The organism is Sulfitobacter mediterraneus, assembly GCF_016801775.1.
GTDB lineage: Bacteria > Pseudomonadota > Alphaproteobacteria > Rhodobacterales > Rhodobacteraceae > Sulfitobacter > Sulfitobacter mediterraneus_A.
The window spans coordinates 35126-57666 of the sequence record NZ_CP069005.1; the positions used below are offsets into that span (position 1 = coordinate 35126).

At 60.1% G+C, this 22541-nt stretch carries 19 protein-coding genes and 2 pseudogenes; 14 read left to right on the plus strand and 7 right to left on the minus strand.

Translation table 11 applies throughout. From position 1 onward, the window contains the following. Window positions 1-9 precede the first annotated feature (9 nt). Window positions 10-2364, minus strand: a complete 2355-nt coding sequence (locus JNX03_RS18810; protein ID WP_111734001.1) for a heavy metal translocating P-type ATPase — start codon at window positions 2362-2364, stop codon at window positions 10-12. Window positions 2365-2546: 182 nt separating this feature from the next. Here JNX03_RS18810 and JNX03_RS18815 point away from each other — a divergent pair, with 182 nt between their 5' ends. Then, window positions 2547-2831 carry a hypothetical protein gene (locus JNX03_RS18815; RefSeq protein ID WP_111734107.1) on the plus strand — a complete coding sequence of 95 codons (285 nt, stop codon included), beginning with the start codon at window positions 2547-2549 and terminating at the stop codon, window positions 2829-2831. A gap of 25 nt (window positions 2832-2856) precedes the next feature. Here JNX03_RS18815 and JNX03_RS18820 read toward each other — a convergent pair whose 3' ends face one another. Beyond that, window positions 2857-3522 carry a L,D-transpeptidase gene (locus JNX03_RS18820; RefSeq protein ID WP_111733999.1) on the minus strand — a complete coding sequence of 222 codons (666 nt, stop codon included), beginning with the start codon at window positions 3520-3522 and terminating at the stop codon, window positions 2857-2859. A gap of 248 nt (window positions 3523-3770) precedes the next feature. On the opposite strand from JNX03_RS18820, the pseudogene JNX03_RS20630 reads away from it, so the two are divergent. Beyond that, a pseudogene (locus tag JNX03_RS20630) lies at window positions 3771-4147 on the plus strand (transposase); the annotation flags it as partial. Window positions 4148-4269: 122 nt separating this feature from the next. On the opposite strand, the gene mntR reads toward JNX03_RS20630, so the two are convergent. Continuing rightward, the gene (gene mntR / locus JNX03_RS18825) at window positions 4270-4722 is read right to left on the minus strand and encodes a manganese-binding transcriptional regulator MntR (RefSeq protein WP_111733997.1); all 453 of its coding nucleotides are present in this window, start codon (window positions 4720-4722) and stop codon (window positions 4270-4272) included. A gap of 194 nt (window positions 4723-4916) precedes the next feature. Between mntR and JNX03_RS18830 the strand changes: the two genes are divergently transcribed. Together JNX03_RS18830 and JNX03_RS18835 are read left to right on the plus strand one after the other, a co-directional pair. Continuing rightward, window positions 4917-6047, plus strand: coding sequence for a multicopper oxidase domain-containing protein (locus JNX03_RS18830; protein WP_111733995.1), 1131 nt, complete (start codon window positions 4917-4919; stop codon window positions 6045-6047). Continuing rightward, window positions 6044-7225, plus strand: coding sequence for a metal transporter (locus JNX03_RS18835; RefSeq protein WP_111733993.1), 1182 nt, complete (start codon window positions 6044-6046; stop codon window positions 7223-7225). The genes JNX03_RS18830 and JNX03_RS18835 overlap by 4 nt, the downstream gene beginning before the upstream one ends. Window positions 7226-7552: 327 nt before the next feature. Here JNX03_RS18835 and JNX03_RS18840 read toward each other — a convergent pair whose 3' ends face one another. Beyond that, a complete protein-coding gene (locus tag JNX03_RS18840) occupies window positions 7553-8524 on the minus strand; it encodes a hypothetical protein (protein ID WP_203212314.1) in 972 nt (323 codons plus the stop codon). A 189-nt stretch (window positions 8525-8713) separates the two neighbouring features. On the opposite strand from JNX03_RS18840, the gene JNX03_RS18845 reads away from it, so the two are divergent. The 4 genes and pseudogenes from JNX03_RS18845 to JNX03_RS20635 all read left to right on the plus strand — a co-directional run bounded on the left by JNX03_RS18845 (window position 8714) and on the right by JNX03_RS20635 (window position 12238). Continuing rightward, window positions 8714-10348 carry a Mu transposase C-terminal domain-containing protein gene (locus JNX03_RS18845; RefSeq protein ID WP_203212340.1) on the plus strand — a complete coding sequence of 545 codons (1635 nt, stop codon included), beginning with the start codon at window positions 8714-8716 and terminating at the stop codon, window positions 10346-10348. Between the two features lie 16 nt (window positions 10349-10364). Beyond that, window positions 10365-11231 carry a TniB family NTP-binding protein gene (locus JNX03_RS18850; protein ID WP_203212315.1) on the plus strand — a complete coding sequence of 289 codons (867 nt, stop codon included), beginning with the start codon at window positions 10365-10367 and terminating at the stop codon, window positions 11229-11231. An 80-nt stretch (window positions 11232-11311) separates the two neighbouring features. Continuing rightward, window positions 11312-11647: pseudogene (locus tag JNX03_RS20740) on the plus strand (TniQ family protein); the annotation flags it as partial. Window positions 11648-11959: 312 nt separating this feature from the next. After that, window positions 11960-12238, plus strand: a complete 279-nt coding sequence (locus JNX03_RS20635; RefSeq protein WP_231024342.1) for a hypothetical protein — start codon at window positions 11960-11962, stop codon at window positions 12236-12238. A 16-nt stretch (window positions 12239-12254) separates the two neighbouring features. Here the strand turns inward: JNX03_RS20635 and scpB are convergent, their stop codons facing one another. Further along, entirely contained in the window at window positions 12255-12851 is a 597-nt protein-coding gene (gene scpB, locus JNX03_RS18860; RefSeq protein ID WP_203212317.1) for an SMC-Scp complex subunit ScpB, read from the minus strand. A 3-nt stretch (window positions 12852-12854) separates the two neighbouring features. Continuing rightward, on the minus strand, window positions 12855-13739 hold the full coding sequence (locus JNX03_RS18865) for a DUF1403 family protein (protein ID WP_203212318.1): 885 nt from the start codon (window positions 13737-13739) through the stop codon (window positions 12855-12857). A gap of 126 nt (window positions 13740-13865) precedes the next feature. Here JNX03_RS18865 and JNX03_RS18870 point away from each other — a divergent pair, with 126 nt between their 5' ends. Together JNX03_RS18870 and JNX03_RS18875 are read left to right on the plus strand one after the other, a co-directional pair. Further along, on the plus strand, window positions 13866-15005 hold the full coding sequence (locus tag JNX03_RS18870; RefSeq protein WP_231024340.1) for a tyrosine-type recombinase/integrase: 1140 nt from the start codon (window positions 13866-13868) through the stop codon (window positions 15003-15005). Between the two features lie 409 nt (window positions 15006-15414). Next, window positions 15415-16308: a recombinase family protein gene (locus tag JNX03_RS18875; RefSeq protein ID WP_153217566.1), complete on the plus strand. Its 894-nt coding sequence runs from the start codon at window positions 15415-15417 to the stop codon at window positions 16306-16308. Between the two features lie 61 nt (window positions 16309-16369). Here JNX03_RS18875 and JNX03_RS18880 read toward each other — a convergent pair whose 3' ends face one another. Then, entirely contained in the window at window positions 16370-16561 is a 192-nt protein-coding gene (locus tag JNX03_RS18880) for a hypothetical protein (RefSeq protein ID WP_203212319.1), read from the minus strand. A gap of 991 nt (window positions 16562-17552) precedes the next feature. Here JNX03_RS18880 and repA point away from each other — a divergent pair. The 4 genes from repA to JNX03_RS18900 all read left to right on the plus strand — a co-directional run bounded on the left by repA (window position 17553) and on the right by JNX03_RS18900 (window position 22517). Continuing rightward, the gene (gene repA / locus JNX03_RS18885; protein ID WP_203212320.1) at window positions 17553-18734 is read left to right on the plus strand and encodes a plasmid partitioning protein RepA; all 1182 of its coding nucleotides are present in this window, start codon (window positions 17553-17555) and stop codon (window positions 18732-18734) included. 2 nt (window positions 18735-18736) lie between these two features. Further along, window positions 18737-19708 (plus strand): plasmid partitioning protein RepB, encoded by a 972-nt coding sequence (repB, locus tag JNX03_RS18890; protein WP_231024365.1) that lies wholly within the window; start codon window positions 18737-18739, stop codon window positions 19706-19708. A 273-nt stretch (window positions 19709-19981) separates the two neighbouring features. Next, complete coding sequence (repC, locus tag JNX03_RS18895) at window positions 19982-21277, plus strand: plasmid replication protein RepC (RefSeq protein ID WP_203212322.1); 1296 nt, start codon at window positions 19982-19984, stop codon at window positions 21275-21277. Between the two features lie 145 nt (window positions 21278-21422). Then, entirely contained in the window at window positions 21423-22517 is a 1095-nt protein-coding gene (locus JNX03_RS18900) for a Fic family protein (protein WP_203212323.1), read from the plus strand. Window positions 22518-22541: the final 24 nt, after the last annotated feature.

Sequence of the window (22541 nt, forward strand, 5' to 3'; positions counted from 1 at the left end):
GAGGCATTTTTAGTGATCTTGGGCGAGTGCTCCCCGAACCATCTGTGGACCAACCTGTTCACCGCCGGACGGCGGCGCCTTGGCCTCTTGGCTGTTAAGCAGGCGCAGGGCGTTGGCCACCACCAGCAATGACACTCCTACGTCGGCTGCAATAGCGCCCCACATCGATGCCACTCCGAACGCAGTAGCGACGACGAAAACGCCCTTGGTCGCCAAGGAAATACCGATGTTCTGATGGATAATCGACATTGTCCGGCGCGAATGACCGATCAGCCAAGGCACCTTACCGAGGTCGTCGGTCATCAGGGCAATATCCGCCGTCTCGATTGCCGCGTCCGAACCAACAGCACCCATCGCGATGGCGTAATGCGCGCGCGCCATGGCGGGGGCGTCGTTCACCCCGTCGCCGATCATGGCCACCATGTCATGCGTTTCGACCAGTTCTTCGATGGCAGTCACCTTGTCTTCGGGCAGAAGCTCGGCACGGACCTCGTCGATGCCGACCTCGGCTGCAACGGCGCGCGCTGTCCGCTCGTTGTCGCCCGTCAACATGACGATGGTCTTCACGCCCTGCGCGTGGAGCTGTGCCACGATGCCCTTGGCGTCGGGGCGGATACGGTCGCGCAATTCCAGGATGCCGGTCACGCCGGTGTCGTCGCCCACGGCAACAAGGGTGCTGCCAGCCCCTTCGATGCGGTCGCGCAAATCCTTCGGAATGGCGTCGCCGAAACCCTTCTCCTCGGCAAACCGGTCGGACCCTAGCCAGATCGACCGGCCGTCTGTGCGTCCTTCAAGTCCCCTACCGGGAACGGTTCGGGTATCTTCCGCGGCGGACACATTGATGCCGTCGGCTTCTGCCCGCGCGAGAATGGCACGCGCCAAGGGATGCGAGGAACGTGCCTCCAGCCCAGCGGCGAGGGTCATCAGATCTTGCGCCGATGCTTTGCCCAGCGGATGCACCGCCGCCACCTCGGGCTCGCCCATGGTGATCGTGCCGGTCTTGTCCATGGCCAATGCAGTGGTCTTGCCCGGTGCCTCAACATATGCACCTCCCTTGATCAGCACTCCGGCCCGCGCTGAGGCGGTGAGTGCGGCGACGATGGAGACCGGTGTCGAGATGACCAGAGCACACGGGCAGGCGATCACCAGCAGCACGAGTGCATTGTAGAACCAATAATCCCAGGCCCCACCGAAAATGAGCGGCGGCAGCAGGGCAATTGCAATGGCGAGAGCCATGACGATAGGCGTATAGATGCGGGCGAATTTCGCCACCCACTGCTCCACCGGCGCGCGGCGGGCATGGGCGTCGCCGACCATGCGGATAATCTTGGCCAACACGGTGTCCGAGGCGGCCTTCGTGGCGCGCACCGTCAGTGTGCCTTCGCCGTTGATCGTACCGGCATAGACTTCGTCGCCCCGTTCCTTTGGAACCAGCGCACTCTCTCCGGTGATTGGCGCCTGATCGACGGCCCCTGCCCCATCGACAACCTCACCATCCAATGGGATGCGGTCTCCGCCGCGCACGACGAAACGTGCGTTGATAGCAACCGCGGAAGCCGGTACGTCCGCTTCCGAACCGTCATCATAAAGAATTCTTGCCGTCGGCGGCGCCAGGTCCAGCAGAGCTGAAACCGCATTCCTCGCACGCCCGACGCTCCAGCTTTCGAGGAAAAGCGAGAGCGAGAAGAAGAACGCAACCGTCGCCGCCTCGAAAAATTCGCCGAGGCCAATTGCACCCGCGACTGCGACGACCATGAGCAGGTTCATGTCGGGCGACAGCCGCCGTGCGGACGACCATGCCTTGGGCGCCACGAGCCAAACACCGAACAGGATCGCAACCGCGAATAACCCTGCCTCGACCAGTGGCATCGGCGCTTCGCCGTGCCCTGCGAAGAGGCCGAGTGCCCCCCCCATGCCGGTCTCGATGATGTGCCACAGAAATCCCGCGGCCCAGAAGCCGCCGCTGAGCGCCGTAAACAGCCGCTGGCGTGCAAGATGGGCCGCCTGGTCGACCGACGCGTTTTCGGCATCCCAAGGCTTGGCGGTCATGCCGGTGCTTGCGACCAGTTCTGCAATTTCGCCGTCCGATACACTCTTGGCGCTGTCGAGAATAGTCATCCGTCCATTGATCACGTCGAACGCAAGATGTTCGGCCCCGCCGATCTTCGGGCCGACCACCTTGTTCAGGATTGCTACCTCCTCGGCGCAATCGAGGCCGGACACCTGAAAACTGCGCCCGCCCGCTGGCGCGGGGGTCGCCGGAACGGTGTCGCCGCACGCTCCGGCGCTCCCGCAGCAGCTGCCGCCGCTTGTCTGGGCATCTTCGGCGTGATCGTGGTCGTGACGATGGGTGTCGGACGGCATGAACGGACCTCTGGATTCGGGTGCTTTACCATGACATAGCCCCTACAGTAGCTAGAGCTTCAAGAGCAAAATACGGTGGTATTTCAGTTTGATTTATTGCTAGAGGATGCGGTGACCGGCTCCATCACGCCTTGAGGCATGAACAGCCGCTGCAAAGAAAAACAGACATGAAAGGAAGCTTGATGCGGGTTTTGATGCTGAAGCAAAAAATGATGGTCGCAGTGGCGCTGTCGCTTACGGCCGGGTGCGCAGTCCAGCCGACTGGGCCGGGCGACGCGGCAGACCAGCCGGGCAACGTTCCCGAAGCCGTGATCGCGATGGCTGCCCCGGATCAGGATGTTGCAACCGCGCGCTTGGTGCCGGAAGACGGGTGCTACTGGTACGAACACAGCGGCCCCGTTGAAACGACCTTGCTGCCGCTGCGCACGGCGAACGGCAATCGTATCTGCACCCCTCGCGAAACTTAGCTACGTTTGCCGACCGCTGCTTGGCTTAGCTGCGGGCAGTGACGCTGTCCTCTGCCGAGTAAAGATAGGCCGTAGAGCCGGTTTCGACGTTCGGGTAAAGGTCATTGATATGGGCCATAACCATCCGTACGCAGCCCGAACTTGCGCGGCCACCGATACTCCGTGGGCTCGGAGTGCCATGGATGCGCAGAAGGGTATCGCGATCCCCGACGTAGAGATACAGCGCCCTTGATCCAAGCGCGTTTTCCGGTCCGGGTTCCATGCCATCGGCAATGTCAGCATAAAGTTCGGGGTCGCGATTGATCATGCTCTGTGTCGGTTGCCAGTGCGGCCACCTGACCTTGCGCTTGATGATATAGACACCCGGCTCGTAGAGGTTCCCCCGCGCGATGGCCACGCCGTAGCGCATCGCGGTTCCACCCTCTTCAATGTGGTAGAGATATCGCGCGACCGCATCGACATGAATATCTCCCGGCACGAGCCCGGCCTTCGCGACGACACGTTGCGGCAGGAACCGCGGGTGCAATCCCCATGGGTTGGAAGTCTCGGCAACATAATCCTGAGGCGTCACCTGTGCGTCCCATTCAGCCTTCTGAGCCTCGGTGGGCCAAGTGTCGGCAAAAGCCATACCGGGACCGGTCACCGAAAAAAGCGCCGTTGTTGTCTGAATGAAGTGTCGTCTTGTCAGCATTTTGTACCCTTTCGGTTCCCGCCGGCGATTGATGGCAAGAACGGTATGTGTTCTCATTGAATAGATAGGACTTCTAGTGGCTAGAGGTTCAAGGGCAAATTTTCGTGAGCAAACATGCGATCCTGGCAGTTTCCAGTTTGCTTGGGAGGAGAAAACTGCTCGCACGATACGTGGTCCGAAGTTGCGCAGCGACACTTCGTGAAATCGCAGATTGTCTGGAAATTTAGGCACAGCGGCTTCGATATCGCGACCATGAGATCGGGAGCGTCACGGCACACGGAACTTACGCCACTCGCAAATGCTACGATGCCATCTCTGGCTCCGGCTCTCATTCCGTTATTTCGCCCCGTAAGAACGCAAAGCTTGGATCGAGATCATAGCTGTAGCGGCGGCTCGTAATTAGGCCATACGGGCATCGCAGTATCTGGGCTGTGCGCTCTGGCGGCAATGGAGCGGATATCCCCGCCGAAGCCGCGCCGAGACGAAGATGCAATGTGTGAAACTGCTTGGCCAGCCGCTCATCGCGTCGGACTTTGGCCGCCATGGTGCGAAGCTTCAGTTCCGCTTAGCAGTCGTCAACAGCTACACCGCCCTTGGCATCCCCGTCACAGAAGCTTTGGAATAAGTCCGTCCGGAGAATGGTTAACACCGCCTATCAGCCTGTTTGTAGAACATTGCCTCGAGGACCCCTCGATTGGTAAGTTAAAGTCTAAGGTCAACCCGCTTACTTCAACGGCAACCACCCGACTATGACCGCTGGGAAAACGCCGCGAACAGCGCAAGCGTCCGTTCGCTGACATGGTGCTCGATGCCTTCGGCATCGCGTTCAGCCGTCTCGGGGTCGAGCCCGAGGCTCAGGAGAAACCGCAAGACGATCTCGTGGCGGTGCCTGCATTCCTTGGCGAGCGCCCGGCCTTCCTCGGTCAGAAATACCGAGCGATACTTCGCACGGGTGATCAAGCCGTCCCGCGCCAGACGGCCAAGCGTCTTGGCGACTGTTGGCGCGGTCACGCCCATGCGTGTCGCAATATCGACCGGCCGGGCCTCGCCGTTCTCGTGGATGAGTTCGGCGATCAGTTCGACATAATCTTCCGCCACTTCGCTGCGCCGCGCTTCGCGCACACCGATGAAGGCCTCGGCGCGGGATTCGACCGCACGTGCCTCTGCCTCGTTTGAGTCAAGGTTCTCATCATCCGTCATGCCGTCACCCTCGCACGATCGGGATTGACTCGTAAAGCCTAAGCGATGATTATTAGCCGAAGCTAACTTTTTGCGCCGGGACTTTGGCCTGCGTGTCATCTGAGGGGACATCGTCCATGCCTGTCGATACCAGCAAGCGAGGGCGCGATGTGTCGTCCGCCGTGGAGACATCTCGGCCCACAGCGCCACCTGCGATGGTCACGGAGCCAGTATCGGCGTCGCGACGCGCGTTGTTGGTCAGCGGTCTGGTGGCTGCCGGCGGAGCGGCCGTGGCCGCGAGCCGCGCGCAATCCCAGGCAACGCCCGACCCGATGGCGGGGCATGCGATGTCCGGCGGGGCGGTCGATCCGTATTCGGCCCATGACAGTGGCATGGCGCATGGCAACATGACGATGGTCGGCCAGGTCGACCACGCCCGGAACGGGTTCGACCCGACGGCCATGCTGACCGACTGGGAGACCGGTCGCACCGAAGTCCTGCCGGATGGGCGCACGTTGCGAACGTTCGAGGTGGACGCCATCGACGCGGAGATCGAGATCGCTCCCGGCGTATTCTTTCCCGCCTGGACGTTCAACGGTCGCGTGCCAGGCCCCGCCCTGCGAGCGAAAGAGGGCGACCGGCTGAGGATCGTCTTTCGCAACCTCGGGTCACACCCGCATTCCATGCATTTTCACGGCATTCACTCGGCGCGGATGGACGGCGTTCAAGGCGCCGGGCTGATCGATCCGGGCGAGGAGTTCGTTTACGAATTCGATGCCAAGCCCTTCGGCTGCCACCTCTACCATTGCCATGCCCTGCCACTGAAACGGCACATGCACAAGGGCATGTACGGCCTTTTCGTGGTCGATCCGGATCCGGCGCGCCACCCCGAATTTGCGGCCGTTGCGGCGTCGCGTGTGCTGGGCAGCCCGGAAAACGCCGAATGGCAGGAACTGGCGATGGTGATGAACGGCTTTGACACCAATTTCGATGGTGAGAACGAGGTCTATGCCGTAAACACGGTCGGCCAAGCTTACATGAACGCGCCGATCCGGATCGACAAGTCGCGCCCGGTGCGCATCTACCTCATGAACGCGACCGAGTTCGATCCGATCAACTCGTTCCACCTGCATGGGAATTTCTTCGACTATTACGACACCGGCACCCAGCTCACGCCGACCCTACGCACGGTCGATGTGATCATGCAGTGTCAGGCGCAGCGCGGCATCCTCGAGTTCAGCTTCGCCGATCACGAGGACGGGATGTATATGTTCCATGCGCACCAGGCCGAGTTCACCGAACTTGGCTGGATGGGATTTTTCGACGTGCGAGAGGCCGGAGCATGACCGATCATATCCAACGCAGCCGCCCGCCAATGACCCGCCTGCTTCTCGTCCTCGTGCCGCTGGCCGTCATGCTGGGCGCCTTTGTCTGGATCGCCTCGCTCGATCCCTTGCGCGGCTTCAACAATGGCGCCCCCCCGGTCGAGGCGCTGACCGTCGAACGGACGATCCTCGATGGGTCGGGGATATCGCTCAGGGTGCGCGCCGGCGGATCGGAAGCGATGGTGGTCGCGCAGGTTGCCGTGGATGATGCATACTGGACCTTCACGCAGGAACCGGCGGGGCCGATTGCCCGCGGCGATGCGGTCTGGCTGCGCATTCCCTATCCGTGGGTCCTTGGCGAGGCCCATCATGTCAATCTGCTGACGAACACAGGCGCGACCTTTGGGCACGAGATCGCGGTTGCAGTTTCGACGCCAAGTCCCACCTGGGGGCAACTTCGGCTCCAGGCGGTGATCGGGGCGATCGTCGGCCTTTTGCCGGTAGCGCTTGGCCTGATGTTCTATCCGGCCATGAAGGGCGTCGGGCAAAGGGGGATGAACTTTCTGCTGGCGCTGACGGTCGGGTTGCTGGCCTTCCTGCTGATCGACACCATATCCGAGGCACTGGAGCTATCGGCAGAAGCGGCCGCGATATTCCAAGGTTCTGCCATGGTCTGGCTGGCGGCGCTTACAAGCTTTCTTCTATTGATGGCTATCGGGCGCTGGCGCGGCAATCCGGAAGGCATCGCGCTTGCGTTCTACATTGCCCTCGGGATCGGGCTTCACAACTTGGGCGAAGGGCTGGCAATCGGCGGCGCATTCGCCGCCGGGTCGGCGGGGCTTGGAACTTTCCTCGTCCTAGGCTTTGCCTTGCACAATGTCACCGAGGGCATCGGCATCGCCGCCCCGATGCTTCGTGCCCGGCCAACGCTTTGGACGTTTGCCGCCCTGACCCTGCTCGCCGGTGGCCCGGCCATCCTCGGAATGTGGGCGGGCAGCCTTGCCTATGCGCCGCAATGGTCGGCACTGGCACTCGCCGTCGGAGCGGGTGCGATCCTGCAAGTCATGGTCGAGGTCAGCGCCTACCTTGTACGTCAAAACGCCGACAGGCAGGCGGCGCTGATGTCACCAGCCGTACTGGTCGGGTTTCTGGGCGGCATCGCCTTCATGTACGCGACGGCGGCATTGATCAAGATCTGAGCGGTGATCGGCTGTTTCGGCTTCATGGGGCGGTCGCCCAACTCTATAAACTGACCCCGTCTGTCCACGGGGAGATCGCAATTTTCGTGCCCCAGTTTGTGCGCCCAAGAGACTTATTCTTTCGTGATTTCGAAATGAAGAATTTGAGGCTAGAGCGACTAGAGGATCCCACAGATAGGTGAAAACACTGCAAATCCATCTGACTACTATTGCTGAGCCGCGCGTCGAAATCGACTGTCTCGTATTTTCGTTCTGTCACGATTCAGCGCCTCCGTTGAACTATCAACAGATGTTACGCACCAAAACTAGTGCTTCTTTAGAGGTGATTCATGGCATCGCCCGCCACATGCGGAAACGCCCCTTTCCGGTCACCTCGCGGATCAGGTCGCGCGTTTCCATCCAAGCAAGGTTGCGCTGGACGGCGGCGCGGCTGGCACCGGTCAGGGTCTCGGCCATTGGAGCGGAGACGACGGGCCATTCTGTCAGCACCGCGCGCAATGCTGGTGGTGTCTTGCCAGAGAGCGGTGCCATCATGTTGTCCGCCCGCGCTGACCATGCCTGGATATCGTCGAGGTGCCGCATCGCGGTCAGGCATGCTGTTTCCATTCCCTCGAGCCAACGCTCCAAGCGCTCAGCAGGTGGGCCGCTGGCGCGCAGCCCCCCAGCCCCGCGCATAGCCAGAGGCGCAAAGATAGCACCCCCATTCAAATTCGGGCCTTCGCTCGCGGCAATGCGTGCGGCGGTAACCGCCGCTTCCATCCGGTCGCCCTGTTGCCCGAGGCCCGCAAGGTTCCAGAGGTGAAACCCCATGCAGGCGCGTGTGATCGAATGCAGGTCGGCGGCTTGCGCCATCAGGTCAAGCCAACCGACCGCGCGATCCGCAAAGGGCTCGGCTTCATTAGCCATGTTTTCAGGGTCACGGCGATCGAGGAAAGCGGATAGGTCCACTTCTGGACCGGGACCGCCTGTAAGACGGCGCACCGCCCATCCGATACGCGCGAGCGCTGCGGTGTCGTCCTGCACCCCGGACAAGCGCATGGATATCCAAAGCGCCAGCCGATCCGGGCCAATTCGGTCACCCACAAACCAGCTGAGGTCTGCCGCCTCCATCAGCGCGAGCCTGTGCCGCCAGCCCTTTGGGCCACGGTGCAGACGGTCATCCAGCGCGCCAATCCGGCCAGCCACACGGGCGAGATGGGCGGCATTGCCTGCCTCTGCCTTCCGCCAATCGTCGAGGACTGCGGTTTCAGGCAGCTGTGCCCTCGATCCGGGCGGCAGATAATCCGGCTCCACTTCCATCGGACCGGGCAGGAACCACAGTGTCGCATTTTCTTCACCATTTCAGCACATGATTATTACGTGATTTTTAGAAGATACCGCGATATCGCACATCATTTTTCAGCTAAGGGCTTCAATTTTGGTTCTGTATTTCAGCAAGTGGCTGCCCTGTTGGCGCACGGCCCAGCCGGTCTCGAAAGTTTCATATCGATGACGTCTGGCGGAGGGCATGCCTCGGATGAAGCGTGGTCCAAGGTAACGCGGATCGCGCGCGAGTTGGACCGGATTCTTGATGGAGCGGCGCCGGTGCGTGAGGCCGTGGTGCGCGCGGCATCCGAGCTGCGGCTCTCAACCCGCCAAGTCTACAACTATCTGGCGCGGTATCGAGAAGAACGCAGGGTATCGTCCCTGCTGCCGCGAACGAGTGGGACAAGGAAATCAAGGATCAGCCTCGCGGTCGAGAGCATCATCGCGACGACCCTGCGGGAGATGTGGCTTTGCCCCGAGCAGCCGGACCTTGCACCGATCGTTGAAGAGATCCGCGCCCGCTGCGCAGAGGAAGGGCACACTCCGCCTGCCTATGTCACTGTCGCCCGGCGGATCCCCACTCTGTTCGCCCCGGAAGAAATTGCCCGCCGCCGCCTGTCAGATAGTAAACACCTGCACCGGCTGAAGCCGCGACCAGGCTACATCCGGGCTGACCACGCGCTCGACATTGCCCAGATCGATCACACGCCGGCAGACATCCACTTTGTCGAGGTGATTGATGACTACGGCCTCTTCGTTGGTCGCCCCTATCTGACCATCGCCGCAGATGTGGCCACGAGCGCGATCATCGGCTTCTGCCTGACCCTCGAGCGGCCGTCACGACTGTCTGTCGCGCTTTGTCTGGCGCACGCGATGTGCTGCAAGACAGACTGGCTGGCAGAACGCGGCATCGATCATGCCTGGCCGATGCATGGTCGCCCGAAGCAGATCGTCGTCGATTCCGCCAAGGAGTTCCAGAGCGGCACCTTCAGCAGAGGATGCGAGGACTATAGCATCGCCATACGCATGCGGAACAAGGGCACCGTGCATCGGGGCGGAGTCGTCGAACGCCTGCTGGGGAAAGTGAACACGGCGCTACGCGCCTTGCCGGGGAAGACAGGGCGTTCCATCGCGGATCGGGGCGACTATGCCTCGGAAGCGCGGGCTCGGCTCAGCTTCGCGGATCTTGAACGCTGCATCGCGCTCTCGATCATCGACCACAACCTGAGCCAGAATGCGCGCAAGCTGACCGTTCCGGCGAAAGAGTGGGAAGATCGATTCCAGCCGAAAGACCGGCCGATCGATGCACCTGTCGATGTGCTGCTGAATTTCCTGCCGCGCAAGACGCGGAAAATTTCACCTCAGGGCATCAGTCTCTTCGCCATCGACTATTTCGAGCCTTGGCTTGGCCCGCTGGTTGCGCGTCGTGACCGGCTGGAGCCGCTCGACCTGTGCTATGATCCTCGCGACATCAGCCATGTCTACGTCAAGGATCCGGATACGCAGGCCTGGCGGCCGGTCAGGCGACGGGACGGACTGGCCGAGCCGATCACGCTTTGGCAGCACCAGGCGGATCGACAGCGGCGGCGTGAAATCCAGCGGCGCCCTGTACAGGAGGCATCAGCCATCCGACGCGAAATCGCCACAACTGTTGCCGCCGCCAAAACCCCGAAAAGCCGGTTGAAGGAGATGACCCGCGCCCGGCATGCCACCGAGGCAAAGAAGCCTTATGCCGACTTCGCTGCGCCTTCCGCCTCGGCCCAGGCAAAGCTCGACCCGGATCGTCCGCGGCGGGTCTTCCCTGTCGAAGATTGGTAAGGTGCCGGACCACCTCATGCCCGCCATAGTGCCGCTCTTGCAGGCCGATGACGCAGTGCGGATTGCACATGTTCGCGCGCCGCGCTGGATCAGTCATCCGGCCGCCGGCGCGGCGCATGACGCAATGCGACTGCTGCTTGAGCGACCGCCATCGCTGCGCCCACGCGGTTTGCTGCTTGCCGGTCCCTACCACAACGGCAAAACCATGATCGCCGAACGCTTCGCCGTCGAACATCTGCGTGCCGCCGACCAGCAAAAGGTGTGGGTGATCCAGACCCGGGAAGGTGCAGGGCTGTCGCATTTTTATGCCAGCATCCTGTCCGGATTGCGCGCACCACAAGCCGCTGGCTGGCGCAGCCTGTCCCGTGCCGGCGATCAGGTGGATCATCTTCTGGAGCGCCTGAAGCCGCGCCTTTTGATATTCGACGAGTTCCACAGCGCATTGCGCGGGCGGCGTCAGGATGTGAAGGCCATCTTCTCGTTCTTGCGGCGGATCGCCCGGGTGCATGACATCTCACCCGTCCTTGTCGGCGAAATCGCGATCTACGATGCGGTGCATGACACGGACGAAATGGGCTCACGTTTCGATACGATCCCCATTCCACGATGGGCTTATGACGAGGAGTTCGCGACGCTTCTCGACAGCCTGGAAGCCAGTCTGCCGCTCGCCGAAGCCTCCGATCTGTCGCGCGAACCCTTGGCAAAGATCATCCACGATCTGTCGGAGGGGCTGATCGGCGAGGTTGTCGAGATCGTCAGCCGGGCCGCAGTTGCGGCCATCTTGCGCTGTGAGGGCCGGATCACCGGCGCAACCCTGTCGGGCCTCGGCTATGTGCCTCTCTCGAGGCGTCGCAATTCCGCTTTGCGTCACGAGATGACATGATGTTTGGGCCGCCCAAGATCTCCGTCACACCTGCAGAGCGGTATGCAAATGCAGTGGGAAACTGTTGGCCGGTGGCTATCATGCCGGCACCCGGTGAACTTCTGTCGAGTTGGCTGCACCGTCTCGCTTACGCCAACGGCGTACCTCCGCGCTATTTTGGCGCGCTTCTCGGAGCGCCGGGTGAGAACTGGTCGGCACGGCTTGATCGGGCGTTGCCCGATCGCATCCTGCGGCTTTTGGGGGAACATACCCACATACCCTTGGAAGACATCGCGGCTCTGACCGTTGCTCCCGACCCTTTGGCCGTGCTGCGTTTGCCCCTGCGGCCAGGGTCTCAGCAGACCTGCGCACCCGGGAGGCAGGTTACCTGGCTGCAGTTCTGTCCCGCTTGTCTGGCGGAACACGAAACGCCCTATTTTCGCCGAGACTGGGGCCTGGCGACACGCGTTTCTTGCTTTCGCCACGGTTGTCGGCTTCGGGACAGGTGCCCGTCCTGCGGACAAGGATTGGCTCCGTTCAGCCAGAAGCGACTTGTACCGCATCAAATCTGCGCCTGGTGCGGCGCGGCCCTCTGCAAACGCACCCGTCCTTCCACAAATGGGATTCGGCGTCTTGAGCGTCTGATCGACGATCTGCTTCGTCTGCAGGCAGCAGGGCATCGAATGGCAGAGGGGCGATCACTCCTGGACCTTCTTGGATCAGCCTGCTTTCAATTTAGTCGACGGCCAATGTCCATCGCGCGCCTCTCTCATCGGGATCGCTATCAGCTGTTTCAGAAATTGGCGGAAGGGCGGTCGACGCCGTTCGAAAAGAGAAGAAGTTCCGCGATCAGCTATTGGAAACGCGTCGCTCAGGTTGCGCCAGCTTGGGGCGGACTGGTCACATCATTCACCGATGCCGTCTTGCCTCAACCCAAAGCTGAGCATTGCTCTATCACCGCTGGCCCGAATTTGGTGGATCTCGTTCAGGCGGCCGCGCGGCTCGATCAGCAGCGGCAAGCGCTGTGAAAATTCCCGGTGAGTTTTAGGCGCGCGCGGCCAGCCCAGCGTCATTCAACTGTTCAGCGTCTGGCAGATCGCACAAGCTCTCCAGCCCGAAAGCTGCGAGGAACGCGTCTGTGGTCACGAAGGTATAGGGGGCACCACGACGCGGCGCGCGCGGCCCAGTTCCAATCAGACCGTGTGCATGCAGCCGCCCGATCAGGTCCCGGCTGATCTCTTTGCCAAAGATATCCTTGAGCCCATCGCGGGTGATCGGCTGGTGGCAGGCGATGGCCACCAAAATCGCGACGTCGAACTCGTTCAGGTCCAGCAACTGGTCCCCGACATCCGCTGCGGCGCGGATCGCAGGCGCGTAAACAGGCCGCGTCCGGAACATCCACCCCCCTGCGACCATGGCAATCTCAAACGCCCGCCCCTCCAGATCGGCGGCCAGATCCTCGACCAGCAGATCAACCGAGACCGACTGCCCCACTACGCGCACCAGATCTTCGCGCGTGACTGGCGAGGCCGAAGCAAACAGCACCGCCTCGATCCGCCGCATCCATTCGCGCCAGCGCAGCTCCATCGGCAGGTCGGGCAACTCGCGGTCAAGCTCGGTGTCTGGTCCATCCTTGACCATCGTTCAGACTCCGTAGAGCCGGAAGGTGTCACGTCCGGTCAGTTCACGGACCGCGCCAAGGTCCACCAGACGGTCGCAGAGCCGCCGCGCGGCGCGGTCCCGCAAAGGCAAGGCACCGGGTGCCACCGCGTCCTGTGTCAGGAAGATCTCGACCGTGTCGCCTGCCCCCTTTGCCCGAAGCTTTGGTGCGACCGCTTTGAGATGCGCCGTCCGCCGCGCGAGGTCTGCGGCGAGACGGACGGCCTCGCGCGTCGATGAGATGAGCGCGCGATGACAGGCCAGGCGCAAATCGTCACCCCGCTTGCGCAGGTCGGCGCGTTTCAAACCCGCAGCCAGCAGCGGCACAACATGATCCCAACCAAGCGCATGGGCGAGGGCGGCGTCCGCGAGGATCAACGCCGGGACTTCGGCACGGGGTGCCTCCGTCAGGACAGCATCCAGCACCACCGCGGCACGGGTCACCGGTGCCCCATTTCCCGCATCCAGCCATGTGGCGATCTGGCACGACTCGAAGGTCGGTAAAGCTCGGCTCATAGCCTTGACCGACACCGACCGTTCCACCGCGCGACGCCAGGCAAGGTGAGTTTCCCCCGCGGGGCCAGGTAGATCGCCCGGGCGCAGAAGATGAATCGCATCGCGCAGCTCTGGGGCTCTTTCCGGACGACCAGAAAACCCGACACATGCCTCGGCCGCTCGCAGCGCCAGCCGATCCCGCAACAAGGCTTTGGGGACCTCTTCGCGTCCCAACACAAGATGCAGGTGGTTCAGCGCCGCGCCCGACAAAAACGCCACATCTTCAAAGGTTTCAGGACGTGCCGAGGTGACCCATGCGGGCATCCGGGGTAGAGTGTCTGGGTCGATGGAGTGATCCGGTCGGGCAAATGTCATGACTAGAGCCTAAACCATCGCGGCGCTTTTCTCCAGAAAATAGCACAGAAAGCGCCTCACTCTATCTTTCACCATAATGTCCGATAACCTTGCGTTATCGGACGTAAAAGTGATATGCCTTGAAGCATGGGTAGTCTCACAAATAACGGCACCAAAATCGAGGATTCCGACGTGTCGGACGCAGAGATTTCGAGCTCAGTGTCGTATGACGCGCCGAACAGTGACGAGCGCAACGAGAGAACTTCTCGGGACGGAGCCTCAATCGCTTTGCCCGCTCATGTGGCCGGCTCCGGCGCACTCAACCGACTGATCGAGACCGCCCGCGACTATGCCGAGGCCTCGTCAGCTGTGAACACGAACAAGGCCTATGCAGCCGACTGGAAACACTTCACCCGCTGGTGCCGGTTGAAAGGCACGGAACCTCTGCCCCCCTTGCCCGAGATGATTGGACTATATGTGGCTGATCTGGCTGCACCAACCGGGAAGGCCCCTGCCCTTTTGGTCTCCACGATCGAGCGCCGGCTCTCGGGGCTTGCCTGGAACTACAGGCAGCGCGGGTTCACTCTTGATCGCAAGGACCGGCACATCGCCACCGTTCTGGCCGGGATCAAACGCAAGCATGCGCGCCCGCCGGTCCAGAAGGAAGCGATCTTGCCTGAGGACATTCAGGCCATGGTGGCCACCCTTCCTTTCGATCTCCGCGGGCTTCGAGACCGGGCGATCTTGCTTATGGGCTATGCAGGCGGCCTGCGCCGGTCGGAGGTAGTCAGCCTCGACATACACAAGGATGATACACCGGACTCCGGCGGCTGGCTCGAGATCTTCGACAAAGGCGCGCTGCTGACGCTTAACGCCAAGACCGGGTGGCGCGAGGTCGAGGTCGGGCGCGGCTCAAGCGACCAGACCTGTCCCGTCCACGCGCTCGAGCAATGGCTACACTTCGGACGCATCGACTTTGGGCCGGTCTTCGTGCGCATCTCCCGGGATGGCAAAAGCGCCCTCGAGGCGCGCCTCTCCGATAAGCACGTCGCGCGACTGATCAAAGCGACCGTTCTAAAAAGCGGCGTCAGGTCCGATCTGCCGGAAGCCAAACGGCTGGCAATGTTCTCCGGCCATTCCCTACGCGCCGGGCTCGCCTCGTCGGCAGAGGTTGATGAGCGCTATGTTCAAAAGCAACTCGGACATGCGTCGGCCGAGATGACCCGGCGCTATCAGCGCAGGCGCGACAGGTTCAGGGTGAACCTGACCAAAGCCGCTGGGCTGTGAAGCTGGGCGTGTTGGTGAAGCGCTAAGGTGAAATTCCAGCGCTTTTGTTTCAGCTTACTGCTTCAATTGAAGTCGGGAACTAAACGCGACACACAGGTCGTCCTCAGACGTCTCTTCAAGCCCCTCCGCATCCACTAGAGGATCGTCAAAACTATGATACTGCGTAGATACTTGAGGCTTCATATGTGCAAAATACGGCACTTTTGCATATTACCCAAGTGTTTTGTCAGGGTGCCCCTGCCCACCCTATATAGCACGCGCGCGCGGTGGTCTGCGATATCTCTCTGATCGCGCTCAGCGTATGAAAACCAAGGGGTTTTTGATGGGCAGCACCACTGGAGGCGCCCTTGCATCTGTTTACAAACGGTCGTTTATTAGTGATATGTAAAACTGCAAAAAGCATGATTTGATGCCCTTGATAGGCTACGCGCGAGTTTCCACAGAGGATCAGACCCCCCTGCCCCAGTCTGAGGCCCTTCAATCTGCCGGTTGCGTAGAGATCTTTAAAGAACACGCCTCAGGCGGCAATCGTGCGCGGCCAGTACTTGCCCGCGTGCTCGAACGCGTCCAGAGCGGCGACACGCTGGTTGTCGTTCGGATAGACCGGCTTGCGCGGTCTCTGTCGCACTTGCTGGAGGTGATCGAACGTCTGGAGGCCAAAGGGGCTTTCTTCCGTTCTCTCCAGGACCCCATCGACACGGCATCGCCACAAGGCAAGTTCACGCTGCAGGTTCTGGGCGCCGCGGCCGAGTTTGAGCGGGCGCTGATCCGCGAACGTACCAAGGCGGGGCTGGCGAGTGCCCGTACTAAGGGCCGGGTCGGCGGGAACCCGGGCCTACGCGCCCGCGATCCAGCGGCGCTACGCAAGGTGCGGCTCGCGCGGCAAGACGGCTACATGGAGCGGCTGAACGAGACCGCGCAGGACTGGGTACCACATGTCCGACGACTTCGACCCGATATGGCCTGGGAAGATGTGCTGCGGATCATCAATGGCCCCCTGCCCTACGACCGCCACTGGACGCAAAGCCGCCTTCTGCGCGCAGTGAAAGCCTATGTGCGCGACGGGTTCCTGCCCGCCGAGGTTCTGGACCGCGCCGGACGTCGCGAAACCGACGACCGCCTGCCCGCGATCGTCGCTGCCATCAAGGGCGCGGACCCGGACATCACGCTAGTGGCGATCTGCGATCGGCTGGAATCGATGCGTGAGCGCACACCACGCGGACGGACAAGTTGGCAGCCGTCGTCCGTGAGGATGCTGCTTGAACGGGCGGAGAAGTTGGGTTTGCTGAAGCCCGCGAAATAATCACAACCTTGCAATTCTTCCATCCGATGGAACGATTGCGAGGTTGCCGCCCATTTTGCGGTTAGGAGAATGGATTGATGATGCGCAACTGCTCTTCCACGAGTAATCCGTCGTGCATGTCTTCGCACCACAGTGTCGTGCATCCGGCGATCAGCGCGGCAGCCACGATCACCGCGTCATAGACCGAGAACTGAAACTTCTCCGTTATGGCGCGACCCACCTGATGAGTTTGGATCGTCAGATCCTCGACCATGCACAAGGACTGGATGCCCGCGAGAAAAGCTCCGGTGTCGTCACAGCTGAACCCGCTTGCCTCCGGCAATTGATAAGCGCTTCGATCAGGACCTGGACATTGATCCGGGCCGCTGCCCTAGTATTTCGTCGGCGGGTGTTCCTGCACCTTTGAGCTTCGCAAGGCAACTGCCATCGATGTTCAACGTGGATCATCTGGACGGCGAAACTGGGCGCAACCTGCCCCAAGAAAGCTGGTAAAGGAGTTGCGTCATTGAGCCGTAGTTTGGGCGGCGGCAAGCACGGTATCCGCTCTTCATTTGCAGCGCTTTTTCGAAGCGGCCGAGCGAGCGCATCGGCTGTAGGGAGTGCCGACCGTTCGTTCTAAGGACAAACTCGGGAACTTAAATTGCCACGGATCGCCACTCATCCGTCCTAAACAACGAGGGCTCAACTAGCAGGTCTTGAGGTCCGGCGAGGTGTAGTCGAGCTGGTTCTATCTACGCGGTGCTCTACGTCGATTATTGTTCCTGCCGGGAAAGCAACGGTGCTGCCCCCTACCTTGCTGGGCACCGTTGACGCGCCAGACGTCAGGGTCTTAACCAACCTTGTTGATGCGATGCGAATGTGATTTCGGCGTTTAACTTCGGCTCTTGAGCATCAATGTAACTTCGACATATGGCCCATTAGGGCCCTTGTTCCGCGGTAGATCTGTCGGTGCTTGGTTTCAATCCGCCTATATGCATTGTCTTTCTCGCCAGCCTATTTTTCGGTCGAGGGACCGTTATTGGATCGGTTGGGAGCAACGCCCAATCGACGACAGATGTCTTGCTGTACCACTAGTTCGTGGGTGCTGTTAACAGCTGTTAACTCTAGAGGGTGTGTGGCTTCCCTAGTAGCCCTTTGGTCCGACAGCACAATTTGTGGATAAAATCCTTGACTTAACATGGTGAATCACGGCCATTAGAGTCAAGTTGCGCAAATAAGCGCGTTCGAGCAGAGAAATAGCAACCATGTTCCAGACGGCACCAATCGAAGCGGCGTCTCAATCCGAGCTTACAAGCCAGATAGCAGCGCGTCTACACACCGCGCTCACGACGCATCTTCAGCAAGCCTACGCGCCCGATCAACGCAAGAATTTGAGACTATTCAGCGCTACAGAGACTGCTGATCTTCTAGGGGTGACCGGGCAATTCTTGCGCAAGTGCCATAGCGACGGGTCCTTGCCGGAGCCGGAAGTAATCAAGAACGGACGGCGCTTTTATTCCGGTGAAGAGATCCTTCAAGCCCGCCATTTTTTGGAGGCTAGCTCTCGTAAGGCCGGCAAATACCTTCCCGGCCGTCGCGAGGGCGACAAGCTTCAGGTTATTCAGTTGATGAACTTCAAAGGTGGATCTGCGAAGTCCACCTCTGCGATTCATCTGTGTCACTACCTTGCATTGAACGGTTACCGGGTCTTGGCGATTGACCTGGATCCGCAAGGGAGCCTCACGGGTTTTTGCGGGATTCAGACTGAACTGGAGTTTGAAGGGGCGTCGATTTACGACGCACTTCGCTATGAAGACCCGGTGCCGATGTCCGAGGCCATCGTAGAAACCTATTTCCCTAGCCTTCATTTGGCTCCTGCCCGGCTTGTTCTAAGCGAGTTTGAAACAGAAACTGCGGTCAATGCAGGTCGTGGCGTTGCATTCTTTGAGAAGCTCAGCCTGGCGATCCAGTCCGTTGAGGGTGACTACGACGTGGTGGTTATCGACAGCCCACCAGCTCTCGGATTCTTGACTTTGACCGGCCTCTACGCTGCGACTTCGGTCATCGTGCCGATGACGCCGAGCATGCTCGACCTTGCTTCCACCCAGCAGTTTGTCGAAATGACTTCTGCTTATCTTGGTGTGATCGAGGACACGGGCGTCAAACTCGATCATGATTTTTTCTCCTTCCTCATTACGCGGGACGATCCGAGCGATATCCCCAGTCAGCAGATCGTGAGCCTTATGCGCGCTCTTTTTCAGGATCGTGTTGTTGGGGCGACCGGACTGCGTAGTACGGCTATTGGCGACGCATCGATGCTCAAGATGTCGATCTACGAGGTTGCGCGATCCGAGATGACCAGATCGACCTATGATCGCGCAAAGAACAGCATGGATGCGGTTGGTGCTGAGATTGCGGGAATGCTTCAACAGGCTTGGGGGCGGTAATCATGGCTATGGGTAAAAACAAAACCGGCATCATGGCTGCGATTACTGCGGCGACTGAGACGTCGAAAGATGGGGCTTCTGATAGAGCTCATCGAACATTGCCGAAGGGAACTATCGGCTCTGTTCGTGCGGGTCTCGGCGGCATCCAGGATATCGATACAAATCTTATCTTGGCTTGGGGACCCAAGGACCGGCTGGATATCGAGTTAACAGCTGTTAACAGCGCCGCACCGAATGAATCGATCAAGGATCTCGCAACCAGCATCGCTGATGCCGGGCAGCAAGTCCCGGTCCTTCTACGTCCTTCGAAGGATCGTGATGGGCATTTTGAGATCATCTACGGTCAGAGACGAATACTTGCCTGCCGCCACTTGGGGATACCAGTGCGGGCTCTGATCCGGACGCTCGATGATACTGATGCATTGATGGCGAAAGGCCTCGAAAATGCCGGCCGTGCGGAGCTGAGCTATTATGAACGTGTCCGGTTCGCGCACGCGATCCTGGAGCAAGGCTACTCACGTGCGGAGGCGTGTCAGGCTTTGGCTATCAGCAAGAACACTCTTTCGCAGCTTGAGCGTATCAATCGGCTAGTACCCTTGGCTGTCGGTGAAGCCATTGGCGCAGCTCCAGGGGCAGGGCGCCCGAAATGGACCACACTCGCAACGGCGTTTGAGAAAGTACAACTCTCGGAGGAGGGTGTTCTGGGTGTTCTTGGTCAATCTGGTGATCTCGACTCCGACGGACGGCTGGACCTCGTTCTCAAGGAAATTGGCAAGCGAGGTAAGCAAGAACGATCTGTCGAGGAGCGCTCGCCCGTTCCCGGTGTGCAGATCAAAAGCGGTAAATCTGGGCTCTCAGTCACCGTCAAGCGGGCAGGGGAGAACACGAGATTCGCGGATTGGCTGGATCAGAATCTGGACCAGCTCATTCAGGATTCCTTCGATCGGTTCCAATCAGAGAGCCACGAAGGATAGCGGCGGTTAACAGCTGTTAACCGCCAAGATAGAGGCAACGAGCAAAAAGGAGAACGGCACCAAAAAGAAAACCCTCGAAACCGAAGTCCCGAGGGCTGCTGCGCAAAAGGCGCGATTTGTTTTCACACCACAATCCTAGCAGCCCGCGAATCGCTAAACAACGAAAAACGTCTTCGGGCGAACAGGTTTTCTGTGCCTAGCTAAAAAATGACGAAATTCAATGATGCTCCGCATGGAGTGACTGGGACAGGCATGCCTCAGAACGGTGAAGGTATGTCCAATATCAACCAACCCACGGGGTGGCGGAAGGCGACAGCCGGACTCGCCGTCGCTGAACAGCACGCACAGGCTGGTGAAAGAGCAGCCGTGCCCAAAACACAGGCCTTTGTCGCCGTGAAACGCGTAGGTGCGCATATCGGCCTCAAGGCAGGGGATATGATGCTCCTCGATACGCTTGGGGCCTTCACGCAGGCGCAAGATTGGGAAGAGGGTCAGCGCCCGATCGTCTGGGCCTCCAATGCCTATCTGATGGAGCAGACGGGCTTTTCACTCTCTGCGCTCAAGCGCCATGCCCGTCGCCTGGCCGAGAGCGGTGTAATCGCCTTCAAAGACAGCCCCAATGGCAAGCGTTGGGGCCACAGGGACGCAGAGGGCCGTATCATTGAGGCCTACGGCTTTGATTTGTCGCCGCTGTCCGCTCGCGTAGAAGAGTTTCAGCAGCTACACGCTGAGCTGCAGGCCGAGCGCGCGCACTGTCAGCGCCTGAAGCGGCAGATCACTGTGTCCCGCCGGATGATCCGGGCGCGGATCGAGGCTGCGCTCAGCGGCGCGCTGAGAGGCCCGTGGACGCAGCTCACAGGCCTTTTCGAGGATCTTTTGGATCGCCTTCCGCGCAGGAACACGGCCTCTGAGGCACTGGAACGACTCTTGGCGTGGTTCAAAGAGCTCCAGGAACGTGTAGAGGCCACGTACCTCAAGGCAGTTCGAGCGGATGAGGTTGTGGAAAACACCGCAGAAGCTACCGAGCAAGTACTTCAGAAGACTCAAAAAATGGACCCCAGGGAGGTCATTTCCGAACCTCACATACTAATTACAACAGAACTTAATCCTGTAACCTGTAATCGCTCAGAAACTGAGCAAGCGGCGGGCGTGGTGCCCAATGCGCCACCGGAGGAGCAAATTGATAGGGAGTTGGAAGATTGGGTGGCTGAAACGCGCAAGAAACGCGGGGCCGCCCTGGATCTGCCGACAGTCATGCAAGCCTGTCCTGAGTTTGCGTCCTGGGCGCGCAATATGGGCGGATATCTGAAGGATTGGGGCGATCTGCACCGTGTTGCAGGGCAGTTGAGGCCGATGATCGGCGTCTCAGAGCACGCCTGGAACATTGCGCAGGACCGGCTTGGGCCTCAAATCGCGACTGCGGCGCTGGTTCTCACGTTCGAAAAGCATTGTGCAGGCGAAGTCGCATCTCCTGGTGGATATCTGCGTGGAATTGTCCAGAAAGCTGGGGCAGGGGAGCTGCATCTCGAGCGCAGTTTCTATGGCCGGTTGAGCGGGCAGGCGGCATGATGGGATGGGGCAGCAGTTTCTCCTGCATTCAGAGGTCCAGAGGAGTCCGCGGAGATTGGCGCCAGTATTCTCCGCATATTGCGCGGCGAATACTGTTGTCTTGCGGAGATTGCCCGGTATAATCTCCGCAAGGAGTGCGTAAAATATGACCTACATTCACGAACTAACTGATTGGCCGCAATTTTTTTGGGACAAGGCCAAGCTGTCATCACAACTTGCCGCTGTCCGCCACCGGCAAGGCAAGCTCTTGGGACGTATGGAGGGCCTTGGCTTTGATCTTCGCAATGAGGCGATGTTGAGAACTCTCACCAGTGATGTCGTCAAGAGCAGCGAGATCGAAGGCGAGACGCTCGACAAGGATCAGGTTCGGTCGTCTATCGCAAAACGGCTGGGGCTCGAAATAGGCGGGCTGATCCCGTCTGATCGCCATGTCGATGGGGTCGTCGAGATGATGTTGGACGCGACGCAAGCGTATGACCAACCCCTGGACGCAGAGCGATTGTTCGGCTGGCATGCCGCCCTTTTTCCAACGGGGCGAAGCGGAATGACCCGGATCGCCGTAGGGCAGTGGCGGATCGGCCCTATGGAGGTTGTTTCAGGAACTATGGGTCGCGAGCGCGTGCATTTTGAGGCGCCGGGAGCAGCACGGCTTGATACTGAGATGGGGCAGTTTTTGGCCTGGTTCAATCAGGCCCCAGACACGGATCCCGTTATTCATGCCGCAATTGCACATCTTTGGTTCGTCACGATCCACCCCTTTGACGATGGCAACGGGCGCATTGCGCGTGCGATCGCGGATATGGCGTTGGCGCGATCCGAACGCAGTTCACAACGGTTTTACAGCATGTCGACCCAAATCCGGCAGGAGCGGAACGCCTATTATGATATGCTCGAGACGACGCAGAAGGGCGGGCTTGATGTCACAGCTTGGCTCAGTTGGTTCCTGAGTTGCCTCGACCGTGCATTTGATGGCGCAGAGATCATTTTGGAGGCTGTGTTTCAGAAGGCGCGGTTCTGGGAGAAACAAGCAACGGCCAACATCAACGACCGCCAGCGGGACATGCTTAACCGGCTCCTCGATGGGTTCGAAGGAAAACTCACGACGTCGAAATATGCGAAGATCGAGAAATGTTCGCAGGACACCGCATATCGCGACATCTTGGACCTGATCGACTTGGGAGCACTTGAGAAAGATGACGCTGGTGGACGTAGTACCAGTTATTCCCTGTCGGCGAAGTGAAGAGGCTTGTCGCATCCGGTGCTC

What these genes read in the sequence shown, in the direction of transcription:
- repB (WP_231024365.1), top strand. Translation starts at nt 18,737, where the DNA reads ATGGCTATGGGTAAAAACAAAACCGGCATCATGGCTGCGATTACTGCG.
- JNX03_RS18840 (WP_203212314.1), bottom strand. Translation starts at nt 8,524, where the DNA reads ATGGAAGTGGAGCCGGATTATCTGCCGCCCGGATCGAGGGCACAGCTG.
- repA (WP_203212320.1), top strand. Translation starts at nt 17,553, where the DNA reads ATGTTCCAGACGGCACCAATCGAAGCGGCGTCTCAATCCGAGCTTACA.
- JNX03_RS18835 (WP_111733993.1), top strand. Translation starts at nt 6,044, where the DNA reads ATGACCGATCATATCCAACGCAGCCGCCCGCCAATGACCCGCCTGCTT.
- JNX03_RS18900 (WP_203212323.1), top strand. Translation starts at nt 21,423, where the DNA reads ATGACCTACATTCACGAACTAACTGATTGGCCGCAATTTTTTTGGGAC.
- JNX03_RS18845 (WP_203212340.1), top strand. Translation starts at nt 8,714, where the DNA reads ATGACGTCTGGCGGAGGGCATGCCTCGGATGAAGCGTGGTCCAAGGTA.
- JNX03_RS18875 (WP_153217566.1), top strand. Translation starts at nt 15,415, where the DNA reads ATGCCCTTGATAGGCTACGCGCGAGTTTCCACAGAGGATCAGACCCCC.
- mntR (WP_111733997.1), bottom strand. Translation starts at nt 4,722, where the DNA reads ATGACGGATGATGAGAACCTTGACTCAAACGAGGCAGAGGCACGTGCG.
- scpB (WP_203212317.1), bottom strand. Translation starts at nt 12,851, where the DNA reads ATGGTCAAGGATGGACCAGACACCGAGCTTGACCGCGAGTTGCCCGAC.
- JNX03_RS18810 (WP_111734001.1), bottom strand. Translation starts at nt 2,364, where the DNA reads ATGCCGTCCGACACCCATCGTCACGACCACGATCACGCCGAAGATGCC.
- JNX03_RS18880 (WP_203212319.1), bottom strand. Translation starts at nt 16,561, where the DNA reads ATGGTCGAGGATCTGACGATCCAAACTCATCAGGTGGGTCGCGCCATA.
- JNX03_RS18830 (WP_111733995.1), top strand. Translation starts at nt 4,917, where the DNA reads ATGGTCACGGAGCCAGTATCGGCGTCGCGACGCGCGTTGTTGGTCAGC.
- JNX03_RS18815 (WP_111734107.1), top strand. Translation starts at nt 2,547, where the DNA reads ATGCGGGTTTTGATGCTGAAGCAAAAAATGATGGTCGCAGTGGCGCTG.
- repC (WP_203212322.1), top strand. Translation starts at nt 19,982, where the DNA reads ATGTCCAATATCAACCAACCCACGGGGTGGCGGAAGGCGACAGCCGGA.
- JNX03_RS20635 (WP_231024342.1), top strand. Translation starts at nt 11,960, where the DNA reads ATGTCCATCGCGCGCCTCTCTCATCGGGATCGCTATCAGCTGTTTCAG.
- JNX03_RS18865 (WP_203212318.1), bottom strand. Translation starts at nt 13,739, where the DNA reads ATGACATTTGCCCGACCGGATCACTCCATCGACCCAGACACTCTACCC.
- JNX03_RS18850 (WP_203212315.1), top strand. Translation starts at nt 10,365, where the DNA reads ATGCCCGCCATAGTGCCGCTCTTGCAGGCCGATGACGCAGTGCGGATT.
- JNX03_RS18870 (WP_231024340.1), top strand. Translation starts at nt 13,866, where the DNA reads ATGGGTAGTCTCACAAATAACGGCACCAAAATCGAGGATTCCGACGTG.
- JNX03_RS18820 (WP_111733999.1), bottom strand. Translation starts at nt 3,522, where the DNA reads ATGCTGACAAGACGACACTTCATTCAGACAACAACGGCGCTTTTTTCG.